The sequence below is a fragment of the Chitinivibrionales bacterium genome, assembly GCA_014728215.1.
In the GTDB taxonomy this organism is placed as follows: Bacteria; Fibrobacterota; Chitinivibrionia; order Chitinivibrionales; family WJKA01; genus WJKA01.
This window is the reverse complement of record WJLZ01000176.1, coordinates 1-15709: the sequence shown is the minus strand read 5'-3', so window position 1 is coordinate 15709 and position 15709 is coordinate 1. Positions and strand designations below refer to the sequence as shown.

General features: G+C 45.6%; 13 protein-coding genes. 7 read left to right on the top strand and 6 right to left on the bottom strand.

Going from position 1 to position 15709, the window contains the following annotated elements; genetic code table 11:
• Positions 1-26 precede the first annotated feature (26 nt).
• The 4 genes from GF401_15615 to GF401_15600 all read right to left on the bottom strand — a co-directional run bounded on the left by GF401_15615 (position 27) and on the right by GF401_15600 (position 3446).
• Positions 27-815, bottom strand: a complete 789-nt coding sequence (locus GF401_15615; protein MBD3346481.1) for a bacitracin ABC transporter permease — start codon at positions 813-815, stop codon at positions 27-29.
• Positions 812-1726 (bottom strand): ATP-binding cassette domain-containing protein, encoded by a 915-nt coding sequence (locus tag GF401_15610; protein MBD3346480.1) that lies wholly within the window; start codon positions 1724-1726, stop codon positions 812-814. The genes GF401_15615 and GF401_15610 overlap by 4 nt, the downstream gene beginning before the upstream one ends.
• A gap of 95 nt (positions 1727-1821) precedes the next feature.
• Positions 1822-2937, bottom strand: a complete 1116-nt coding sequence (locus GF401_15605) for a M20/M25/M40 family metallo-hydrolase (protein ID MBD3346479.1) — start codon at positions 2935-2937, stop codon at positions 1822-1824.
• Positions 2934-3446 (bottom strand): GNAT family N-acetyltransferase, encoded by a 513-nt coding sequence (locus tag GF401_15600; protein ID MBD3346478.1) that lies wholly within the window; start codon positions 3444-3446, stop codon positions 2934-2936. Before GF401_15600 ends, GF401_15605 begins: the two co-directional genes overlap by 4 nt.
• A 227-nt stretch (positions 3447-3673) precedes the next feature.
• Between GF401_15600 and GF401_15595 the strand changes: the two genes are divergently transcribed.
• Positions 3674-4078 (top strand): hypothetical protein, encoded by a 405-nt coding sequence (locus tag GF401_15595; protein ID MBD3346477.1) that lies wholly within the window; start codon positions 3674-3676, stop codon positions 4076-4078.
• Positions 4047-6515, top strand: a complete 2469-nt coding sequence (locus tag GF401_15590) for a hypothetical protein (protein ID MBD3346476.1) — start codon at positions 4047-4049, stop codon at positions 6513-6515. The genes GF401_15595 and GF401_15590 overlap by 32 nt, the downstream gene beginning before the upstream one ends.
• A 206-nt stretch (positions 6516-6721) precedes the next feature.
• Here GF401_15590 and GF401_15585 read toward each other — a convergent pair whose 3' ends face one another.
• Positions 6722-6964: a hypothetical protein gene (locus GF401_15585; GenBank protein ID MBD3346475.1), complete on the bottom strand. Its 243-nt coding sequence runs from the start codon at positions 6962-6964 to the stop codon at positions 6722-6724.
• 313 nt (positions 6965-7277) lie between these two features.
• Here GF401_15585 and GF401_15580 point away from each other — a divergent pair, with 313 nt between their 5' ends.
• From GF401_15580 to GF401_15570, 3 genes are read left to right on the top strand one after another with little or no spacing between them, the layout of a single operon-like run.
• The gene (locus GF401_15580) at positions 7278-8852 is read left to right on the top strand and encodes a GntR family transcriptional regulator (GenBank protein MBD3346474.1); all 1575 of its coding nucleotides are present in this window, start codon (positions 7278-7280) and stop codon (positions 8850-8852) included.
• A gap of 35 nt (positions 8853-8887) precedes the next feature.
• A complete protein-coding gene (locus GF401_15575; GenBank protein MBD3346473.1) occupies positions 8888-9139 on the top strand; it encodes a hypothetical protein in 252 nt (83 codons plus the stop codon).
• A 4-nt stretch (positions 9140-9143) separates the two neighbouring features.
• Positions 9144-10007, top strand: a complete 864-nt coding sequence (locus GF401_15570) for a sialate O-acetylesterase (GenBank protein ID MBD3346472.1) — start codon at positions 9144-9146, stop codon at positions 10005-10007.
• 179 nt (positions 10008-10186) lie between these two features.
• Here GF401_15570 and GF401_15565 read toward each other — a convergent pair whose 3' ends face one another.
• Entirely contained in the window at positions 10187-12883 is a 2697-nt protein-coding gene (locus tag GF401_15565; protein ID MBD3346471.1) for a DUF5060 domain-containing protein, read from the bottom strand.
• 334 nt (positions 12884-13217) lie between these two features.
• Between GF401_15565 and GF401_15560 the strand changes: the two genes are divergently transcribed.
• Both GF401_15560 and GF401_15555 read left to right on the top strand, forming a co-directional pair.
• Positions 13218-14078 (top strand): TIGR02147 family protein, encoded by an 861-nt coding sequence (locus GF401_15560; protein ID MBD3346470.1) that lies wholly within the window; start codon positions 13218-13220, stop codon positions 14076-14078.
• The gene (locus GF401_15555) at positions 14071-15324 is read left to right on the top strand and encodes a hypothetical protein (GenBank protein MBD3346469.1); all 1254 of its coding nucleotides are present in this window, start codon (positions 14071-14073) and stop codon (positions 15322-15324) included. Before GF401_15560 ends, GF401_15555 begins: the two co-directional genes overlap by 8 nt.
• Positions 15325-15709 lie beyond the last annotated feature (385 nt).

Here is a 15709-nt window from a genome sequence, read left to right as displayed (position 1 = left end):
GGCATTGCGCAGTGTGCCCGAGCATATTATTGATATTGATCTGCATAATTCCACCAGTATACTGTTGTTGTCATACCTGCAACACTGGTGATTACCACAATCACGTAACTGATCCAGTTTACACCCCCGCCTGCCTCAGAGCCCAACCCGCTGTATAATGCCGGTACAGCCCAGGGAACATAGGCGCCAAAGCCCAATGCACCAATTATCTGGGCAATTACAACCGTCAATATAACAAATCCAAGAGAACCTAAATACCCTTTTCCCGCGCTCGCAACAAAAAAAACAGGAGGGCAGAGCAGAGCCGCCAGCATACCGGCAAAAAATATCCGTCGAAGAGCAGCCATAAACGATGCGAATTCCCATCCGGGAAGCCCGAGCAGAAAGCCGGTTGTGATACCAACGATCGATACGGTAATTGCGATAACACAGCACCAGAGCATGCATACGGCAAATTTAGCGAAAACAATTGTTGTTCTGCTCACCGGGAGGATCAGCATGTCTTTAATCGTATGATCGAAATATTCCCGCCCGAAAATCCAGCTTGCGGCAAAGCCGAATACCACGACGCCGCCTACGCCGAGTGCCTGGGCGATCAGGTTGAGAAACGATGGCCAGTCTGCCGAAAATCCGGTCATCGCCGCTTTCGCCGTTAAAGCTTCGTTGCCTGCAGCCAGAGAAGGATTCCGCAGGACCGTGACAAAGAGTGCTCCAAAAAGCGGCGCCATGCACAGTGCAGCGATAGTCAACCATACTATTTTCGAACGACGAACTTTCATGTATTCGACCGAGCAGGCGATGAGAAAGCTTCTCATGGTTGTTTTCCTATTATACGAAGGAACAGTGTTTCCAGTGAATCCTCTTTGAAGTAAAGCTGCTGCGGGGGAATACGATTTTCGACCAGAATAGACGCCACTTTTTCGGGTTCATCGAGCGCAGCCGGGTCGTGCAGCTCAAGTGTTCCGTCCTTTGTCGCAGCCGCCGCATATCCTTTTGTCGCAAGTGCCTTGACGGCAGCTTGATTATCCCGGGTACTCACCGTAAGCCGTTTACCCTGCATCGAGTGCAGCTCTGCTATGTCAAGTTCCCGCACGAGCGTGCCTTCGTGAATAATTCCTATCTTATCGGCAAGTCTGGCGATTTCATCGAGAATGTGGCTCGAAACAAAAACCGTGACCCCGCGGTTGCGGGAAAGATCGCGCAGAAGCTCGCGGGTTTCGACAATTCCCGATGGGTCCAGGCCGTTTGCAGGTTCATCAAGAACAAGCACTTCGGGATTATGAATAAGCGCGCGTGCCAGTCCAAGCCGCTGTGCATTTCCTAACGACAGCTTGCCGGCTTTTCTGTCGGCATAGCGGGAAAGTTTGAGGTTCTCCATGATTTCATTCACGCACTGTTTATTCGGCAGGGAACGCATTCTGCGGACAATCTCGATGTTTTCTCTGACCGTGAGTTCTGGATAGGCATAGGGAATTTCGACTAAAAATCCTGTACTGTGCCATGGACCTCTGCCACCAGGGTGGATCGACTCCCCGCAAATGCGCACTTTACCACCCGATGGCTTGATCAATCCGGCAAGCATCCTGATCGTGGTGGTCTTGCCCGCGCCGTTTAAGCCCAGAAAGCCGTAAATTTCACCTTTTTTAATTGATAATGAAAGGTCGTTAACTGCTGTGAAATTTCCGAAACATTTGGAAAGATTTTCTGTTTCTATTGCAATCACAATGGTTCTATTTCGTTGAAATGGCAGATATCATAAGTATGATTTTTTCATACTGTATAATCTCAACTATCCGGCAACCGGATGCCGGTATCCAGTATCTATTTTCCCCCGTTAATCGCCTCAATCAATTGATAGTAGATCCCCGCAGCATCAAATACTTCATTTTTATCGATGCATTCATCGATGGTATGGGCCCGGGAAAGGGAGCCGGGACCGAAAACGACAGGCTTTATACCGGCCGCCCACAGGACATTGGCATCGGAGTGACTGGTGAAACTGGCTTTTTTAAAGGGAATATCCGATTGCTCGTGGACCGCTTTAATCAGCGCGGGAAGGTAGCTTTCTTCGGGGAGTTCGTAACCATGGTGGACAGTCGTGAAATCGCAGGCGACTTTGCTTTCCCTCGGAAGTTCCAGTGTCTTGAAAAATTCTTCGATGGCAACGACAATTTTTCCAACAGGTGAATCAGGGGGCAAATGAAGATCGATTGCAGCGGAACACCGGTCGGGAACGGCAAAGCCGGCGTCGGCGCTATGGACGTCACGGATATTATAGATTGCCTGGGGAAATTCGCTGTCGATGAAATTACCGAATTTCATGAGGGCGGTCAACATGGTGAGAACAGCGTTATGGTCGCGGTTTGGAAGAGATGCGTGGGCCCGTTTGCCGAAGGTAATCAATTCGATTTCAATATAGCCGAAATGACCTGGATTGGTGGTCATGCCGGTGGGTTCGCCGACAATGGCCCAGGGGGCACGGTGTTCGGAAGAAAGCGCTTCGGCGCCATCACCGGTCTCTTCTTCACCAACAACCAGGGCCAGGGCAACAGAGCCAAGGGTGCGCCCCCTTTCATAATAGCTGCAAAAGGCTTCCATCATGGCAGCACAACCACCCTTCATATCCGCGGCGCCAAGACCAAAAATCTTCCCCTCGTCTTCATCGGAACGGAATGCATCGAGATCCCAGGCTGGCACCGTATCGATATGGCCGACAAAGAGAACTTCGCTCTCCTCCGGATCTTCCGATACAACAATGTTAAACCGGCGGTCATCCACCGATATGCGGTGGACCGGCAAGCCGCGTCGTCGAAAGTATTTGTCGGCAAATATCAGAATGTCAACTTCCTTGCCCGAGGGACTGTAAATGTCAATCAGGTCGCAGAGAAGCGTATCTAATCGGTCATTGTCGATAGGAATCGGTTGTTTTTGAGTCATGTCTGTTTTCGCCTGCTTTTTTTCTGTTCTGATTGTGATTGCCGGCCAAGATTTTCGAGATTCATTGACATGTAAACATGTTCGGTAGTCTGCGAAAAACCCATCCGTTCAAAAAAAGAAATAGCCGTCTTATTGTCGGCCTGGGTATCGATAATGAGGATACGGATTCCCCGATTTTTCATAACCTCAATAATAGCATTAAACAAACTTGTTCCCAATCCGGCTCTTCCGTACAAGGGTTCCACTCCCAGCCAGGCAATATGGCCGTAACTCCAGGCCGAGCCGGTTTTTTCGTAGGTGGTCGCCAGCAAAAATCCCACTACCTTTTCTTTTTCTTCATCCCAGGCGACCAGGCAAAGATCCGGATCGGACTGATACAATGCCGTCACTTCGAATTCATCCCAGGTGCGGTAAAGATTACTGTGACGCTGGGAAGTAAAAAGCTCTTCGCCCATATGAAAAATCACCGGGAGATCATCTATCCTTACATTTCGGATTTCTACGCCCATTGCTCTTTCTCCATTGATGTTTAAAGGTATTATTGCCACTTAAAATGTACATACTGGCTCATAACGTTGGCAAGATTCGTTTATTGTTCTCAGGAGCAAAAATATGGTGGATGCTTTGGCGATCCGGAAAACCGGCCGTTATGGTTTAATGTTTTTCCCTTGCATAAATATCGCACGCTTTTTATGTTTTCCTGTGATATATCGATGAATCATTTTATTTTAAAACCATGAAACATCGTTATCTCAATTTTTTACCGCTTACCATCGTTATCTTTTCTATCCCCTTGCTTTTCACTTGTACTGATGAACAGCCAACCGAAAATGAAGTAAAACGCCATTATGTCGATTGTGAATGTGGCGTCAATGTGGACATGAGAGTGGGAGAGATTCTTGAAATTGCTACCTCGAGCAATCTGGATGAAGAATGGCGTATGGATACACAATCAACCTATCTGGAACTTACAAATCTTGGTCGCACTATCGATACGACAACGGAAGACAGCATTATCGTGAATCGATCGTGGACCTTTACCGCAGACAGTGCCGGCGGCTCGGAACTCTGGTTCGAACTTTATTTGCCGGTAAATGATAGTGTAATCAATTTGTTTGTCGTTTCAATATTCGTCCAGTAGAAAGGGGCCTGGTGTGAAAACAATCTGTCCTTTTGCCCTGTTTATCTTTTCCTTCTCTATTTTGGCCTTTGAATTTTCGGTTCCCGATGATTTCGGGTATGCAAATATTAAAGATTATGGAGCCAGGGGCGACGGTGTTTCTGATGACGCCAGGGCCTTTGAGGAGGTTTTCGGACGATCAAAAGAGCACAGGGAGGGCTCCTTACGATCGATATATATCCCCAACGGCACCTATCTGATCAGCCGGACAATTAAGTGGGGGGATAAGAAAAAGGACGTTCGAGGGGAGAGCCGCAAGGGCGTTATTATCATGCTCGAAGATAGCTGTGAAGGTTTTGGGGATGCTTCAAACCCCAGGCCTGTGTTCCAAGTCGAGTATGGCCATCCTGCCCAGAATTTCTGCCAGACAATCCGTAACCTTACCGTCGATATTGGAGCCGGCAATCCCGGTGCGATCGGTATCGCATTTCATACCAACAACTATGGTGGTATCTGGAATGTAGCGATACGTTCGAGCGATCCCCAAAAGCGGGGTACTGTGGGGCTTGCCCTCCACTATAATGCCCCGGGACCTGGTATTGTCAGCGAGGTAACTGTTGACGGTTTTGATAGAGGCATATCGGTTCACCATTCGATGTTCAGTTTCACCTTCGAAAAAATATCTCTTCTGAACCAGCGGATCGCCGGGTTCGAAAACAAGGGTAATACCATTGCTCTTGGAAGGTTGACCTCTCAGAATAGTGTCCCCGCCCTTATCAACACCGGAGAACCTTCACTGATAAGCCTGGTGGATGCCCGGCTTCTTGGCGGAAACCACCAAAATACAGCTGTTATCAATGACAATAATGCTTCAATGCTGATGAAAAATGTATTTACGGAGGGGTATGCAGCCACTTGCAGCGACTGCACTGGTGCTACAATCGAAATCCCGGACAGGGTGGTTCCATTTTTCAGCTCCCATGGTACGATATCACTTTTCGAGCATCCGCAAGCCCTTGTTGATTTAAAAGTGGAGGATCCACCGGTTTTGCCGCTCGGTCCTCCTGAAAAATGGCTTAATGCAGCAAAATTGAAACCTGCAAAGCACGTTGTTGCCGACGGCAGCACGGTAAAAGATTTCGGGCCTTCCATTCAAAAAGCAATCGACCGTGGTGTTGAAGTTATCTATTTTCCGCCTGGTAATTATCCTGTTTATCAAACCATTCATATCCTAAACAAACTCAAGGGGCTTTTCGGCGCCGAAAATGCTCAACTAAAATGCATTGTTCCCGGAAAGCCGGTATTTGTTATTGAAGATGGAACGCCTGAGGCGGTATTGCTGGATATTAACCAAAGCTATAATTGCCGTTATCTGGTATGGGCGCTTCATGCATCAAAACGAACACTTATAATGGGGAACGGGTCCTATTACAACTCTGTTCCCGGAGGGAAGGTGTTTATCGAAGATGCGGTTTCCTGCCCCCTTATTTTCGACCGTCAACAGGTATGGATTCGCCAGGTGAACCCCGAAAAGTACGATTATGATCCTTCGATTACAAATCGCGGGGGAGACCTCTGGGTGCTGGGGTTGAAAACCGAAAAGGACCGTCCGGTTATCGGTACGTATGATGGCGGACGGACTGTGATGTATGGTGGAGCAATTTATAAAAACCGTCAGCGGGTTGGTCCATCCGAAGCATTTATTATTAAAAACAGCGCGGCGGTTTTGAGCTACCGTAATTACGGCCTTCACTACCAGGCTCAGGTGATTGAATCCCGTGATACAACGACAAGAATACTTCTTTCCGAACATATGCCCGCATCGTCAAGTAGAATGCCCCTCTATAATACCGGCAAGCTCGATGGCCTTCATGTCCCCGAGCCTCATGTACGGCGGTCGGGTAACATCCTTCATATTACCTCCGTGTTGTATGTACCTTCCGATGATTCTGCGGATGTCGATGTGATAATGTACTTTCGTAACAGCGATGAGAAACAATATCGAAGTCGTTCTTTAAAAAAGTATGCACCACAGCGTTATGAATCTCATATCGAAAGTAAGTTTACCCGGAAGAATGTCGAATTATACATTACAGCAAAAGAAGACGGAAAAGTTGTTGCTACATGGCCGGATAAGGGGCATACACAACCATTCTGTGTGAATGTCAATAAAACGATTCCCTCCCTCGAATCAAAACCGGTATTTTTAAAAAGTAACGGCCTGGGTATTCTTTGTACCTGGAAACCCGTTGATGATCCACGCGTGTTTGCTTATCGGATATTTCGAGGAGAAACCGAAGAGAAGGCACGAAAAAATGAAGCGGGTATGATACTCTCCTCAGCTCATCATTTCGGATTCGAAAATGAAAAACAGCCACAAAAAGGAGAATGGTTCGGTGTGCAGATTGTCGGAATTAACGGCAAAGGTGGAGAAATTGTTGTGTTTAGGTATGAATAAGAAGGCGGAGTGTTGGAGTACTCCCGGTAGCACCTCGGGACTACGCTGTTCAAAGGCGATATACGTCGGTTTGAACAGGAACCAGTTAGCATCTGTGGCATGGTCTCCCTGTCCATGCTCGCTATTTTGGTGCAATAAAAAGCGGAGCTGCTGCTGCTCCGCTTTGAGGGGTGAAGGATGGCTGAGAGAAAGGAGAGATTACAGCATTACATCAGCCTGCTGCACAGGTAATCATCCTGTTTTAAGGATCGAATAATCTCCAGCCTGTTTTCAGCATTTTTATAAACCCGCTCACGATCTACGGTTATGCCTATCCAGGCAAGCGAAAGCATGGCAAGTGATATTGTGGTAATCAGAATTATGCTTATAATAATTGTGGATGGATCTTTGGAATAAAACCTCATTCCCGGCAAAGACAATAAAGCGATCTTTTTTGTAGTATGAAACATCTTACAATCCCTTCATTCACCTGATTTGTATCCAATTTGGTTTCGTTTTTTTAAACTGAAACCATTAGAAATGCAACCAATGTGCCAAACCAAGCAATTGGTATATAAGTGCATGAAAAATATGGAAGATAGAAGCTCAAGACAGGAGAGAGGAATACCAAACGAGGGTCGCAAAAACGCGACTGCATTGAAACGGGTTGCAATTATGCGCCGGTAAAAAAGGGATGTGGTGCTGCAGTTAATTACAGCTGTATATTATTTTAATTATACAAATTTTATAATATTAGAATAGAATGCGTTGTCAAGTAATGTCATGAAAAAGAAACCCGGTTCTGCAACACAAAAAGCGGTTTTGTATGTCTGCTATGCACTAAGAAATGGTGAGTGGCGCGCGGCTATGCCGACAATTAAGGAACTGGCCCGTGATGCCGGTGTTTCATTGCAGACGATGTGGAACGCGATTCAGATATTAAAGCAAAGGGGAATAATTGAGAATTCATATGCCAGAAAACTGAAGCCGGTCACTTTGACCTCAGAGCGTGCGAAAAAAATTATAAATGAGTTTACCGATATGTGTGATCCACCACAGAAAAATATTGCTGTATGGGAGCAGGCCGCGGCTAATATCAAGCATGCCATCCTAACCGGTGTATATGGAACCAATAAACCACTGCCAACCTTAAAAGAATTACGGAACAGTTATCATATCTCTTTTGTTACCCTGAAAAAAGCATTGGAATCACTTCGGGAGGAAGGATTTTTATTTCGGTACAATAAGACCTATGCAGTTACCCGGGTAGGGGAACAGCAGGCAAACAAGCGTATCGTATTCAGTACAATTTCTCTGAAATATCGACGTCTTACCATCAGTTCGTTCAGTGAGGATTTTGTACGCTACCTCGAGGCTGAGTGTGCAGCAGCACAGATCAGGCTCGATCATATTCTGCAGCTTAAGGAAGGGGATCGCTATGTGACAGTCAACAACCGCCAGGAGGAATGTTCTTTTACCGATGATGATTCGGTGCTGGGATATATTGTATTGGTGTATTATCCTCCTGATGAGGCCTATGACCGGGTATTCAGAGCAATTTCCCATTTAAAAAAGCCGGTAGCGATTCTGGACATTGTGGGTGGTTGGCAGTTGCCCCGTTTTCTGCAGAAAAAGAATGTCCAGATGTTTACTGCTGCAACGTCGGGGCAATGCGGAAATCTTGTCGCACGCTATTTGCTCGATGCCGGACATACAAGGATAGCCTACATTTCCCCTTATCATCAGGCGCAGTGGTCCAAAGAACGGTATAAAGCCATCGATGAAATATATATAACTGCCGGGCGCAATAATTGCGTAGCACTTTTCAGTTATGATAATCCGCCATTCATCGATTCTCTTTACCATGGAACGGTCCATAGTCAGATAGAATATGCAAAGCTTATGGATTCCTATACCCGGTGGCGTAAAGATGTACCTTCACATTATGCGGATATGCTCGATCCCTGGTTCGAACAGGTATTCCCCGAAAACCTGCTTCCCCGGGCCGAATTTAACCGGCAGATATACAAACTTTTCGAATGTGTACTTAAAGAACCGGGTATTACCGCGTGGGTTGCAGCAAATGATACGGTCGCGCTCACTGCTCTTCAGTTTCTCAAAGAACGGGAATTCAGAATACCGGGGGATGTCTCGGTTATCAGTTTTGACGATACTCGTGAATCCCTCCATAACAGTTTAACGAGTTTCAGTTTCAACATGCGTGAGGCCATGTATCTGATTTTCAACTATCTTGTCAACACACGGTCCATGGAGAAGAGATCGAGAATGCGTGCTGTTGAGATCGGTGGAAAGATTATCGAAAGAGCGACAGTGAAAAACCTGAGGAAGAAGGAGTAAGAATACGGGTAGTCGATTACGAATCTGGTTTAGCAGTGACACAGTCTATCGAAAGGTCGTTCGGAGCAAAGGTCGGCCCGGTGGAACTCGGTTTCCTGTATAAAGGATTTGCCCTTAAAACCTATAATTCCCACTGGGCTTTTGCAGCAGGGGTGCGGCACCTTGCGGGAGTGGTCGGCAAAGAAATAGGTGGGGTTGCAGATCCGAGAAGAAACGGCTGGGCTGCGGGACCGGATAATCTTTGGTCTGTTTCTGCTGTTTTTGCCTCTGCCCTTTTCTATATTTAATATTATGCGACGGATTGGTGGAACATTGCTCAGCTGTGCTACGGCAGTTAATTTACTTGTCCTGAGTATTTTTACCATTGCGGCAGGACAAAACCGTATCGCCTGTGTGGGCAACAGCATTACCGCAGGAAGTGGCCTGTCGTATAATCAGAAATGGCCATCACAGCTTCAGGTTTTCCTCGGTGATAATTACAGGGTTAAAAATTGCGGTCACAGCATGCGGGCGGCCCTTAAAAAAAGCGATTATCCCTACGGGGAATCCCCCTGGTTCGATTCTGTTTTCGCTTTCAGGCCCGATACCATTCTGATGCTGCTCGGTACCAACGACAGCAAATCGGTAAACTGGGAGTACGGAAGCGAATTTACCGGTGATTACAATGCTCTCATTGACACTTTTTTAACTATAGAGAGCAGCCCTCAGATAATCCTTATGGTACCCCCGCCAATCGCTTCGGATCAGTGGGGTTTGCAAAAAGCGGTTATCGATACCGCTATCGTGCCGGCAATATCGGAAATCGCTGAGCAGAGAGATTTGCCCCTTATCGATATTTATACCCTTTTTATCGGTCATACCGACACTTGGCTTCGTGACGGCGTCCATCCTACACCAGAAGGTGCTACCTATATAGCTCACAAAACATACGAGACGCTCATTACGACACCGCTTAAAAGAGGGAGCGTTTCGGTAATGTCGGGGGCTGCTGAAAGAGGTAATGAATACAGGATAGTTGTTGGCGTCAATTTTTATGGTTTACCTCTCAAATCCGGTTTGTCGGGAACCGGTTATAATTTGATGGGGGAGCGAGTTCCCTCATATTTTTCTAATGCGGCAATAATGATCATGAGAGATGAACAGTATGGGAAGTGATGAAAAATCATCACCCCTTACGAAGGTGATGTGTTTACATATAAGAATGACAAGCATTATGCCATATGTAAATATTCGATGGATAATGGAAATATTTACCGATTACTCTATCCTTCATCAGAATCGTTCCCGATTGCACCTCGGGAGAACCGCGTGATTATCAATTCCCCTTCTTCTATTTATTTCGCGATAATTCTCTTTTGGATACCATCTTTCATAAAATAGATACCCTGCGGTATCGTCCCATGGCGGAGAAGAATTTTTGCGTTACCGCTGGTTATTTTTTTCCCGCGGATATCATAGAGTATGATGTTTTCATTATTTTTGTTGTTTTCAAGGGAAAACGAAAATGGGTTTAAGGCCGTAGCTTCGTCACTTCTGAACAATGCATTATCGGGAATGGCAATTTTTCCACCCGTTCCGGGACCGTCGTAGTAAACATCGAGCACCTGGGTTCCACCAGCCTGGAAATATTCGACTATGATCGCATGTTTGCCTGTTTTCAGGCCGATCGATCCAGAGGCCTCCTGGGACACATGGGTGCCGTCATTATCCACTATCAGGCTGTCGCCGATATAGAGCTTGGTGCCGTCATTGGAGCTTGTGGTGAATGTATACTCGCCATCCTGAGGAACGTCGACATAGCCGGTGAAAACCACACCATAATTCAATGAAATGAATGATGATATATCAAAACTGTTCATGGTACCGGAGTTTGCAGCTGTAAGTGTACCGAAGTCCGGAAGCATAGTCCAGGTACCTTCATAATAACTATAGTCGAGGCCATTTACTGCCGGTGAAGGATCATCCGCTGCTCTGAAGCCGATAACGCTGATATTTACCGATGATGTTCTCGAAACGGTTCCATCGGCGACCGTGAGGGTAGCGGTATACTGCCCGGTTGACTGGTAGGTATGTTCTACAGTTGTGTCGGTAGCAGTGTTGCTGCTGCTTGATTGATCCCCGAAATTCCAGGAATAGGAGAGATTGTCACCGGTCGACTGGGAGCCATCGAATGAAACGGTCAGCGGGGCATCGCCGGAGATGGGAGTCGCGGAGATTACAGCCCGAATGCCGGAGAGACCACCCGCAACGGTAACGAGCGCAACCCAGTCTTTACTTGTATTACTGGGTGGTGTACCGATTGAAACTGAAGCACCACCATCGATCGCTATACCGCTCTGTAAATTACCGCCATTCCGTGGATCATACCATTCAACATCAAAAGTGCTGGAATATGACGTCAGGTCAAGATTGGTACTGCCTCCACCGGGAAGATAAATCGCATAAATTTCTCCTTCCAATGCAAAGCAATAATCATTACCGGCCGATGTTAAATTATCATTGCAGTGCATCAGCTCGAACGGCAAATGATTTTGAAAGAATTCAAGGGCGTGTCGCGTGTAGTCCCACATTTTATCGCGACTGCGATAATCCTGGCATGTCAGGTCGCTCTGCGGCAGGCGATATCCGAAATAATATTCCACGCCCGCTCCGCCGGCCATAAGATTACCCCAGAGCGTTTTGTGACGGATATCATCTGATGTTACCGAAATATTGTCACCTCGATCATTGACGCCAATGTATTCTTCGTTGTTATTGTCCGGATTCCGGTAACCTAAATCGGGCGGTACTCCCGTACTTGCACTACCCTGCTCATCATTGGCAACAATCCACTTCTTGCCGGCATTGGCTGAGGCGGTGACCCAGGTTTTCGTGGCATTATGCACATTGCTCCAGCCGGTCTGTATCGATGCGCCGGTCAATTTTGATTTTGATCCGATAAGTTCGGAATAAACATTATCGTGATCACCCGGATAGGTATGGATAACAATATTATGATGATACGGGTCGTTATCGTAGAAATATTGAGCCATATCTCTTCGTTGCTGATGAGTCTGAGTATTTTCCTCTCCAAGGTTCCAATTGAGTGCCAGGTGATGTCCGAAACGGGCTATCAGTTCGCGATAATAAATTTTACGTTCAATGCCGATGTTTCCGTTGTTAAGGAGTTGATCGTTTTCCGTTTCCTGGGTTTTGAAATGAAGGTACATGCCCTTTTTATCGGCATGCTCGAATACGGTTTCCCATTGATCAAGTTTGGAGCAGTCGAATCGGGTGAAATCGCTTGAGTTATCTGAAATATACGGAAAAACATTTTTGTCATCTCCGGTAATATTCATAGTAAGAAATGAGAAAACATTCATACCTTTTGATGCGAGATAGTTGATTGCGCCGATTATACCTTTGCCTTTGCCGCTGTTCCAGGTGGGATCGCCGCTATTCCAATCCTGAACATGATAGGACCAGCTCTTGCGGCGGTTACCGTTGTCGGGTGTGTTATCAAAATCCTCATAGGCAAGAAAATTCTCAGGAGCATCGGCTCCCCCTTTCACAAAGTAATCACCAGTCTCAGCCCACCGAAGGTAATGTTCACCAACATACTGAAGCCTTCCCTTTCCACGGTTATCTCGTCCGGTTTTGTCTGTAGCTGCAATAGTAAAAGATCCGGTTTCGCCATCGAGTGGTGTTACCGCTGTTCCGGCATCGCTGGTGACCGCAATATTCGTTCCCTGCCTGAAAGAAACGGTATAGTTCCAGGTACCGGTTTCATCCGGCGCGAAATGGACCCGCCATTTATTTCCCGATGATGCTCCTGTATTTGCAGCATCGCCATCAGCGGCAAAATAGCCCGGGATCGTGTATGTTTTTAATCCATTAGTGAATGTAACCTTGAGCCGGTAATCAAGGAATGGATTCGGATCAGCAGTTTCACTTGTCTGGGGACCGTCGAAAGTGATTGTTATTTTATGCCATTTCTTGAGTTGGCCGGTGATGACAGGTGATGCAGAAATTGCTGCAATAGTAATGAGCATTATAATGCAAGCGCATTTATAAATGCTTGAATTTGACTTCCAACAGCTATATTTCATAGATATCCCCTCCCAGAAATTTTGAAAAATGAACCATTTTGCCTTTTAATGATGAAATATAACTAAATTCAATGATAAATACTATTATTTATTTACTTATTTTTAGGCAAAAAAGGTATTAAATTCGAGACAATTTTTTGTAATTCAATATAAATCAGTAAGATAAAACATTTTTGATTATCGCTGATATTTTACATAAAATGGTTGAAACAATTCATTATTTTTATTATAATATATCAATAATATATATTTAAATTTTGAATTCTGCAGAAACAAAATGAAAAAGCCCTTTACCACAATTTCAGTCCGCGACTATCTCGATTACCGTGCTTTTCTGCGCGATTGCTACGATGATATCCATTCCCGGAATAAACAATTCAATTATAAGTATCTTATTGCGAAGGTCGGCCTGAAATCTCCCGGGCATATTACCCAGATATTCAATGGCGCACGGAATATATCTCCAAAAATGGTGGAGCCTTTTGCCGGGGCATTTAAACTTTCAAAAACTGATACCGAATACTTCCGCAATCTGGTATATTATAATCAGGCGAAAAAACATGGCGAAAAAGATCTGTATTTCAAAAAGCTGGTGGCGTTTCACCGCAAAGAGAAAAAGCTGATCGATCCACGGGTCTATAAATATTTCTCACAATGGTACAATCCGGTAGTTCGTGAGCTTGTCGAGGTTTTCTTTGTTGCCGACAATAATATCAAGGAATGCGCCAGGCTTATAACGCCAAAAATTTCCATAAACGAGATGAGAGAATCACTTGATCTTCTTTTAGAGCTGGGGTTGATTGCAAAAAGCCCGAGTGGTGTCTATACAAGGGTGGATTCGGTTGTTTCGACCGGGGAAGCCTGGCATTCGCTGACAATACATACATATCAGCGTTCGACCATGGATCTGGCAAAAGATTCGCTTGATACATGCCCCAAAGAAGACCGGGATATCTCGACATTGACATTGAGTATTGCGGAAAAACAATTTCCCGAGATCCGCGCAAAAATAAAGCAGTTGCGAAAAGAGCTCCTGGAAATGGCGACCAATGAGCATACGCCCGACAGAATCTATCAGTGCAATATACAGCTTTTTCCGGTAATAGACCGCCTGAACAGCGAGGTGGACAATGAATAATATAAAAATGCATTTAATCTTTCTATTGTCGGCACTCGCATGCATACTGCATCTTCATTGTTCGTCATCATCACCCACTGCTGACGGCGGCGGAACTGAAACGACAAACGGTATTACGGTTGCCGGTATTGCCGACACCGAAAACGGGCAGCCCGCAGCCGGTGCATCGGTGCAGATCCGGCCGATCTCCTGTTTGCCAAAAGTAAATTCATCCGTGTTGTGCGAAAGTGATGACTGCTTTGCGACCGTTACCGATTCCACCGGATTTTTTTCTGTTGATGTTCCTTTTGACCGGCGCATGATGGTTTCCATTATTGGCATCGATTCGCTGATTTTTGCACAGACAATTCCTCTGGTGGTCGAATCGATCTGGACCGGCCCCTTTGAGCTTCAACCACCGGGTACTCTGAATGTTAAACTGGATACTGTGGAAAATAAAGCTATCAACTCGGGCCATATGCGTATCTATGGCCTTGAAGGAACAGTTTCGTTTTCGTCGGTTAATTCTGTTGTTCATCCGTTGTTTCCCCACGGCGATTTTGCCGTCAATATTCTCGGATACACAGTTTCGGATACGCTCTCGGCAAATACAATTCTGAACGTACAGAAAAATTCCGGGCAGGTAATTACAATGTTTGACATTTGTGAAAATCTGGTTGCCCATTGGCCGCTGGATGAAATCGACGGAGATTCATGTGCTGATAACAGTGGAAACGGCTATGATGGTCATAGAGAAGGAACTGAACCGGCCGACGGGAAAATAAATGGATCTCTGAAATTTAAGGATAATTCCGATAAAATAACGATAAGTAAAAAAATGTCACCGCCGCAACAGGGGACCCTGAGTTTCTGGATAAATATAGCGGATACCGGGCAATCACAAGCCCGGATAATATCATCAACCGCCAGCATGTTTGAAATATCGCTCAGAAAGGGCAGAATATCCAATGAGCTTTTTGCTCATGAAACCGATTACCTTCTGGATACAACAATACTTGCCACCAATATATGGAATCATATTGCCTGTACCTGGAATATGACATCGGGGCTTTCAGAAATTTATGTGAATGGCATCAAATCATCTGAAGGAATTCATGCCGATGATGATCCGGGTGAAGTTTTCTTAACACTGGGTCAAAGTGAATTGCACGGCTCACCATTCCGAGGCCTGCTCGATGATATCAAGATTTACGGCAAAGTATTGAATGATAAGGAAATTCGGGCACTTGCCGATGGAATCTTCTGATCGGTAATGCGTTGATTAGTTCTGATGTTTCTGTATCTGACGGTTTTATCCCATACCTCTCCTTGTAAATGGTCATGCCATTATATATTATGTTAGTATAACGCCGATTCAATCTTGTTATGCTACTACTTTTTATTGCAATTCTTTCAATCTCTTGTCCTGTTTTTGCAGGAAATTTTAATTTGTCCGGTAAAGTTCTGGACAATGATTCCATACCTGTGATTGGTGCGTCGATTGAGCTCCGAGATGCCGGATTGGAGGCTTCTACTGACAAGGAAGGGAAGTTTTTTTTAGGAGGCGATTTTTTTCCATCACCATCAAATCCATCCAGAATAGCTCCAGGTTCCCGGCTGACTGCAAGAGGACGGCAGATTATTTTTACAAT

Bases quoted from the DNA above. Each gene is read 5' to 3' on its own strand.
- GF401_15555 (MBD3346469.1), top strand. From the start codon at position 14,071: ATGAATAATATAAAAATGCATTTAATCTTTCTATTGTCGGCACTCGCA.
- GF401_15595 (MBD3346477.1), top strand. From the start codon at position 3,674: ATGAAACATCGTTATCTCAATTTTTTACCGCTTACCATCGTTATCTTT.
- GF401_15560 (MBD3346470.1), top strand. From the start codon at position 13,218: ATGAAAAAGCCCTTTACCACAATTTCAGTCCGCGACTATCTCGATTAC.
- GF401_15585 (MBD3346475.1), bottom strand. From the start codon at position 6,964: ATGTTTCATACTACAAAAAAGATCGCTTTATTGTCTTTGCCGGGAATG.
- GF401_15565 (MBD3346471.1), bottom strand. From the start codon at position 12,883: ATGCTCATTACTATTGCAGCAATTTCTGCATCACCTGTCATCACCGGC.
- GF401_15580 (MBD3346474.1), top strand. From the start codon at position 7,278: ATGAAAAAGAAACCCGGTTCTGCAACACAAAAAGCGGTTTTGTATGTC.
- GF401_15570 (MBD3346472.1), top strand. From the start codon at position 9,144: ATGCGACGGATTGGTGGAACATTGCTCAGCTGTGCTACGGCAGTTAAT.
- GF401_15600 (MBD3346478.1), bottom strand. From the start codon at position 3,446: ATGGGCGTAGAAATCCGAAATGTAAGGATAGATGATCTCCCGGTGATT.
- GF401_15615 (MBD3346481.1), bottom strand. From the start codon at position 815: ATGAGAAGCTTTCTCATCGCCTGCTCGGTCGAATACATGAAAGTTCGT.
- GF401_15605 (MBD3346479.1), bottom strand. From the start codon at position 2,937: ATGACTCAAAAACAACCGATTCCTATCGACAATGACCGATTAGATACG.